7 protein-coding genes are annotated in these 6457 nt (G+C 74.2%); 5 read left to right on the plus strand and 2 right to left on the minus strand.

Annotated features, from left to right (window positions below; all coding sequences use genetic code 11):
• Positions 1–99 precede the first annotated feature (99 nt).
• Complete coding sequence (locus ACI6PP_RS22650) at positions 100–1332, minus strand: DUF1015 family protein (RefSeq protein WP_421113997.1); 1233 nt, start codon at positions 1330–1332, stop codon at positions 100–102.
• Positions 1333–1385: 53 nt separating this feature from the next.
• Here ACI6PP_RS22650 and ACI6PP_RS22655 point away from each other — a divergent pair, with 53 nt between their 5' ends.
• On the plus strand, positions 1386–2081 hold the full coding sequence (locus ACI6PP_RS22655) for a class III extradiol ring-cleavage dioxygenase family protein (protein ID WP_421113998.1): 696 nt from the start codon (positions 1386–1388) through the stop codon (positions 2079–2081).
• On the opposite strand, the gene ACI6PP_RS22660 is transcribed toward ACI6PP_RS22655, so the two are convergent.
• Positions 2059–2316 (minus strand): antitoxin, encoded by a 258-nt coding sequence (locus tag ACI6PP_RS22660; protein WP_421113999.1) that lies wholly within the window; start codon positions 2314–2316, stop codon positions 2059–2061. The two genes, ACI6PP_RS22655 and ACI6PP_RS22660, sit on opposite strands and share 23 nt — an antisense overlap.
• An 86-nt stretch (positions 2317–2402) precedes the next feature.
• Here ACI6PP_RS22660 and miaA point away from each other — a divergent pair, with 86 nt between their 5' ends.
• The 4 genes from miaA to ACI6PP_RS22680 all read left to right on the plus strand — a co-directional run.
• The gene (gene miaA, locus ACI6PP_RS22665; protein WP_421114000.1) at positions 2403–3329 is read left to right on the plus strand and encodes a tRNA (adenosine(37)-N6)-dimethylallyltransferase MiaA; all 927 of its coding nucleotides are present in this window, start codon (positions 2403–2405) and stop codon (positions 3327–3329) included.
• A 40-nt stretch (positions 3330–3369) separates the two neighbouring features.
• Positions 3370–5193: a gamma-glutamyltransferase gene (ggt, locus tag ACI6PP_RS22670; protein ID WP_421114001.1), complete on the plus strand. Its 1824-nt coding sequence runs from the start codon at positions 3370–3372 to the stop codon at positions 5191–5193.
• Positions 5194–5202: 9 nt separating this feature from the next.
• Entirely contained in the window at positions 5203–6054 is an 852-nt protein-coding gene (dapF, locus tag ACI6PP_RS22675) for a diaminopimelate epimerase (RefSeq protein ID WP_421114002.1), read from the plus strand.
• A 48-nt stretch (positions 6055–6102) separates the two neighbouring features.
• Positions 6103–6457: HflX-like GTP-binding protein (locus ACI6PP_RS22680; RefSeq protein WP_476712953.1), on the plus strand; the 355-nt coding region annotated here is incomplete at its 3' end.

Consider the following 6457-nt stretch of genomic DNA (forward strand, 5'->3'; position numbering starts at 1 on the left):
CACGGCTTCAGGCCGAGGACGTCGTCGAGGTGACGGGGTCGCTGAGGCGCCGGTTCCAGCGCGCCGGCGGGGGCCCGGTCAGCCGGGTGGACGTCGAGGTCAGTCGGTGTCGGCGGGTGTCGCCGGCACCGGCGACACGTCGTCCCCGTCCGACCCCCAGTGACGCATGACCAGGCCCATTCGTGGCTTGGGCACGAACGAGGTCGCCTTCGCCGGCAGGGTCGTGCCGCCGTAGGCCGCGGCGCGCACCGCGGACAGCCGGGTGGGCGGCAGGAGGAGCGCCACGGCGTCGGCGCCGTCCGCCCGACGAACGGCCGCTCGGGCGTCGTGCACGTACTCGAGCTCGTCGACGTCGGCTCCCCATCCGGGCAGCCACACCTGGTGGAGCCAGCAGATCGCGTGGTCGGGGAGCGCACAGCTCGGTGCCACCGCACCGGGCGCCGGGCGGACGTCGAGCCACCGACCACCGGCGTACGCGACGCAGCGGGGGACACCGGCGTCCGCGAGCAGACCGAGCGCGGCGTCCGCGTCCACCTCCTCGGTGACCACCAGGGGAGAGCCTTCGATCGTCCCGAGGTCGAGCCCCGGGCACACCCGGTGCACGGCACGCAGGCGGAGGGGCTCGACCGTGTCGTCCACCACCCACGTCAGCCCCCAGGCCGTGGACCCGCCGTCGCCGGTCCAGGCCCGCCGGCGGTGGTGCCCGTCAGCCACGAGCACCCGTCCCACCGGGGTGCGGGCCACCGCCCGGTGCACCTCGGGCGACGTGTGCACCCACAGCTCGTGCGTCTCGACGCCGTCGACGAGGGTGAGATCGGGGGCTCCGGCGGTCACCTGGTCGAGCACGGTCGAGAGCGGCGAGGGTGCGGTCGGGGCGGGTGCGCCGGCGATGGCCACCACCGGGTCGACCTGCGCGTGGGTCTGGGCGGCGAAGTCCTGCTGCACCTCGACGAGCTCGGGCCGCACGTCCTCGTGGGGGATCAGCGGTGCGCTCGTCCGGCCCGACAGGTCCATGGCGCCGAGCAGGCCGCGGGTTGCGCCGTCGGGGCCCGAGCGCCGGTAGACGTAGACCGCAGGCGGATCGCGCAGGACGATGCCCTCACCCTCCCAGGCGTCGAGCCGCGGGCCGCCGTCGCCGGGCGTGAACGCGGGCTCGAGCAGCCTGGCGACGTGGTGCGGCTCGCCGGCGCCGAGGTCGTCGGCGTCGCCCCACGCGTCCGGGGGAGTCATGGTCCGCGCAGCCACGGTGGCGGCGTCGCCGCCGAACCGCAGACCCGAGAACGGCTGGAGCCCGAGGGGCACGGGTGCGCCCTGATCGGTCCCGTCGCCCACCACCGCATCCTAGGGTGACGGGGTCGTCGCGCCTCGCGCCCTACCCTGGGGGCGTGCTCGTCGCCGCGGCCGTGGTGCCCCACCCACCCCTGCTCGTGCCGGAGGTGTCGGTCGGCGCCGCGCACGAGACGTCGGTGATGCGGTCCGTCGTCGACTCCACGGTGGCGGGCCTGCTCGCCCGTCGGCCACAGACGGTGGTCGTCGTCGCGGCGGGCGACGCGGCCCGCACCCAGGACGACGCGGCGACGCCGACGCTCGCGCCGTACGGGCTCAGGTCGTGGCCGGGTCCGGCTCGGCGGGCTCCGGGCAACGACCCCCTCGGCCTCGGACACTCGATCGGGGCGTGGCTGCTGGACCGTGCGGGGTGGACGGGCGGCCGGCGGTACGAGACGGTCACCGGCGACGCACTCGTCCTGCCGCCCGGTCGCGTCGCGCTGCTGGTCACCGCCGACGGGTCGGCACGACGGTCGGCCGAGGCGCCGGGCCACCTGGACCCGCGGGCGGAGCCCTTCGACGCCGTCACCACCCGTGCCCTGGCCGGCGGCGACCTCGACGCCCTCGAGTCGATCGACGTCGGGCTGGCCGAGGAGCTGTGGGCCAGCGGGGCGACTGCGCTGCGCACGCTGGCCAGGACCGTCCGGACGCAGCAGGGCGCCGCGATCGAGGCCCGTGTGGACCACGACGCGGCGCCCTACGGCGTCGGCTACGTCTGTGCGACCTGGACGATCAGGGTCGGGGCGGAGGAGTAGTCCCCGGGGTTCCGGGTCCCTGGTGTCCGTCGTCGGCGATCTTGTCGACGCCCTCCTTGGCCTTGCGGGTGGCCGAGTCGATCTTGTCGTCGTACTTGCCCTTGGTCGCGCGGCTGACCGCGTCACCCGCCTTGTCCAGGCCCTGGTCGATCTTGTCGCCGTGCTGGCGGGCGAGCTCGGCGGCCTTGGCCTTGAGCTCGTCGCCGCGACCCTTGTACTTGTCCAGGAAACCCATGGTCCGCTCCTTCAACGTCTGCCGGTGATCGGGCGGCGGGGAGCCGCGCCGCGTCTGGCACCCAAAGTACCTGGCACAATCACGGCGTGGACACCTCCGCGCCGGTGCGGGCCGTCGTCGGCCCGACCGCGGCAGGCAAGTCCGACCTCGCCATCGCGGTCGCCGGCGAGCTCGGCCTCGCCGGGTCCCCGGTCGAGGTGGTCAACGCCGACTCGATGCAGCTCTACCGCGGGATGGACATCGGCACGGCCAAGCTCACCGTCGACGAGCGTCGGGGCGTGCGGCACCACCTGCTCGACGTCCTCGACGTGCGCGACCCGGCGACGGTCGCCGAGTTCCAGGACTGGGCGCGTGACGCCGTCGCGGCCTGCCACGGCAGGGGAGTGCTGCCGCTGCTCGTCGGAGGGTCGGCGCTGTACGTCCGTGCCGTGCTGGACGACTTCGAGTTCCCCGGCACCGACCCGTCGCTGCGCGCCAGGCTGGAGAGCGACCTGGTCGAGGTGGGGCCGGAGGCGATGCACGTCAGGCTCGCCGGCGAGGACCCCGCCGCGGCCGAGGCCATCCTGCCGAGCAACGGGCGACGGATCGTCCGCGCGCTCGAGGTCGTGGCCCTGACGGGTCGGCCCTACGCCGCCGGGCTCCCCGAGCTGCGCTACGTCTACGACGACGTCGCCGTGGTCGGCGTCGACGTGCCACGGGAGGTCCTGGACGCCCGGATCGAGGCGCGGGTCGACGCGATGTTCGACGCCGGGCTGGTCGAGGAGGTGGAGCGCCTCGCCGCGCAGGGCCTCGCCGAGGGGCGTACCGCGAGCCGCGCCCTCGGGTACGCGCAGGTGCTGGACGCGATCGCGGGCCGCACCACGATGGAGCAGGCGCGGGACGAGACCGTGCGGCGCACGCGCAAGTTCGCCCGACGTCAGGACTCCTGGTTCCGCAAGGACCCGCGCATCACCTGGGTGAGCCACGACGACCCCGACCTCGTCCACCGGGCCGTCGCGCTGCTGGCCCCCTGACGGCGTTTGGGCGCGACGTCCACCGGGTACGACTCGGGGCATGGAACGACGCACCCTCGCCGCCGGTCTCGGAACCGCCTTCGTCACGGCCTGCCTGCTGGCCGTCTCCGGCGCGCCGCCGAGCACCGCCGGGACCCCGCGTCCGACCCCGTCGTCGGGCGCGACCGCCTACGGCAGCGGCGGCGCGGTGTCGTCGGTGGACGCGGAGGCGTCGCGCGTGGGCATCGAGGTGCTCCGACGCGGGGGCAACGCGGCCGACGCGGCCGTCGCCACGGCCTCGGCCCTCGGCGTCACCGAGCCGTACAGCGCCGGCATCGGCGGGGGCGGCTACTTCGTCCACTACGACGCACGCACCAAGAAGGTCCAGACCATCGACGGGCGCGAGACCGCGCCGCGACGCGTCACGCCCGACGCCTTCGTCGACCCGGCCACCGGCAAGCCCTACCCGTTCACTCCGCAGCTGGTCTCGTCCGGCGTCGCCGTCGGCGTGCCCGGGACCGTCGCGACGTGGGACGCCGCGCTGAAGCGGTTCGGCAGCACCTCGCTGAAGCAGGCGCTGCGGCCGTCCATCCGGTTGGCCGAGCGCGGCTTCACCGTCGACCAGACGTTCCGCAGCCAGACCCTCGACAACGCCGAGCGGTTCGCCGCGTTCCCCGACACCGCCGACCTGTTCCTGCCCGGCGGCGACGCGCCGGCCGTCGGCTCGCGGTTCCGCAACCCCGACCTCGCGGACACCCTGACGTCCATCGCCGACCGCGGCCCGAAGGCGTTCTACCACGGTGCCCTGGCCAGGGAGGTGGCCCGCACGGTCCAGGCGCCGCCGAAGGACCCGGCGTCTGACCTGCCCGCCAAGCCGGGCTCGATGACCACCGGGGACCTCGCGGCGTACCGGGTGCTGTCGCAGAAGCCGACGAAGGTCTCCTACCGCGGCCTGGACGTCTACGGCATGGCGCCGTCGTCGTCCGGAGGCACCTCGGTGGGCGAGGCGCTCAACATCCTCGAGGGGTACGACCTCGGCCAGGGCGAGCGGCTCGCACGGACGCTGCACCTCTACCTCGAGGCCTCGGCCCGGGCCTTCGCGGACCGCGCCGCCTACGTCGGTGACCCCGCCTTCACCGACGTGCCCACCCGGACGCTGTTGAGCCAGCGGTTCGCCGACTCCCGCGCCTGCACCATCGACCCCGACCGGGCGTCGGTGCGACCGGTGCCGGCCGGGGCCCTCGACGGCAGCGGCTGCGCCACGACCGCGAACGAGGAGAAGCCCGACACCGAGAACATCTCGACGACGCACCTGAGCGTCGTCGACCGGTGGGGCGACGCGGTGGCCTACACGCTGACGATCGAGCAGACCGGCGGCTCGGGCATCACGGTGCCCGGGCGTGGGTTCCTGCTCAACAACGAGCTCACGGACTTCACCACCGTGTACGACGAGGCCGACCCGAACCGCATCCAGCCCGGCAAGCGCCCGCGCTCGTCGATGTCGCCCACGATCGTGCTGCAGGACGGCAAGCCGCGCTACGTGCTGGGCTCGCCCGGCGGCGCGACGATCATCACCACCGTGCTCCAGATCCTGCTGAACCGGATCGACCTCGGCATGGACCTGCCCGCCGCGGTGGCGGCGCCGCGCGCCTCGCAGCGCAACACCGCGTCCACGCCGGCCGAGCCCGCCTTCATCGACGCCTACGGGCCGCTGCTCGCCCCGTACGGCCAGCGGCTCACCCCGTCCGGCGACACCCTCACCTCGGCCGCCGAGATCGGTGCGGCCGCCGCCATCGAGGTGAAGCCGCACGGCCGGCTGGTCGCCGCCGCCGAGCCCGTCCGGCGCGGTGGCGGCAGCGCCCTGGTGGTGCGGCCCCGACGGTAGAATCGGAGGATGAGCACGCGCGCGTTCGCCTGGCTGAAGGGCCACGGCACCCAGAACGACTTCGTGCTGCTCCCCGACCACGACGGCAGCGTGCACGGCGACCTCGACCCGGGGTTCGTCGCAGCGCTGTGCCACCGGCGCCGCGGGCTCGGCGCCGACGGCGTCCTGCGCGTCATCCGCACCGAGCACGTCGCTCCCGAGCTGGCCGGCGACGCCGAGTGGTTCATGGACTACCGCAACGCCGACGGCTCGGTCAGCGAGATGTGCGGCAACGGAGTCCGGGTGTTCGCCAAGCACCTCCTCGACGAGGGGCTGGTGCCGGCGGGCGAGCCGGTGGCCGTTGGCACCCGCGACGGCGTCAAGACCGTGACGCGCGACGACGACGGCGCGTACTTCGTCGACATGGGGGTGCCGCGCCTGCTGGGGGAGTCGAAGGTGACCCCGGCGGGACGGACGTTCGCGGCCACCGGCGTCGACATGGGCAACCCGCACGCGGTGGCGTTCGTCGACGACCTCGCCGACGCGGGCCCGCTCACCGAGGAGCCCGGTTACGACACGTCGCTGTACCCCGACGGCGTCAACATCGAGCTCGTCGTGCGGCGGGGCGAGCGCCACGTCGCGATGCGCGTCCACGAGCGAGGCTCCGGCGAGACGCTGTCGTGCGGCACGGGCGCGTGCGCCGTCGCGGTCGCCGCGGCCACCGCCGACGACGCCCCGCGGCCGGCCACCTACCGCGTCGACCTGCCGGGCGGCACCCTCGTCATCACCTGGCGCGAGGACGGCCGGCTGCTCATGGCCGGACCGGCCGAGATCGTCGCCGGGGGCGAAATGCACTGGCACGGCGAGGAATCGCGGGCCTAACGTGGCTGTTGTACCCCACACATGCACATCGAGAAGAGACGAGAGCACATGACCGAACAGCGACACGAGTGGCTCCCCGCGGACGTCGACGAGACGCCTGAGGAGGGGACCGAGGGCCTCGAGCTCGAGGAGCGCAACGCGCTGCGCCGTGTGGCTGGTCTGTCCACCGAGCTCCAGGACGTCACCGAGGTCGAGTACCGCCAGCTGCGGCTGGAGCGGGTCGTCCTCGTGGGCGTCTGGACCGACGGCACGGCCGAGGACGCCGAGAACTCGCTCACCGAGCTCAAGCTCCTCGCCGAGACCGCTGGCTCGAAGGTGCTTGACGCCATGATCCAGCGCCGTCCCAAGCCCGACCCCGCCACCTACATCGGCAGCGGCAAGGTGCAGGAGCTCAAGACGGTCG

Source organism: Solicola agrisoli (genome assembly GCF_049059935.1).
GTDB lineage: Bacteria > Actinomycetota > Actinomycetes > Propionibacteriales > Nocardioidaceae > JAURVT01.

Bases quoted from the DNA above. Each gene is read 5' to 3' on its own strand.
- ggt (WP_421114001.1), top strand. From the start codon at position 3,370: ATGGAACGACGCACCCTCGCCGCCGGTCTCGGAACCGCCTTCGTCACG.
- dapF (WP_421114002.1), top strand. From the start codon at position 5,203: ATGAGCACGCGCGCGTTCGCCTGGCTGAAGGGCCACGGCACCCAGAAC.
- ACI6PP_RS22660 (WP_421113999.1), bottom strand. From the start codon at position 2,316: ATGGGTTTCCTGGACAAGTACAAGGGTCGCGGCGACGAGCTCAAGGCC.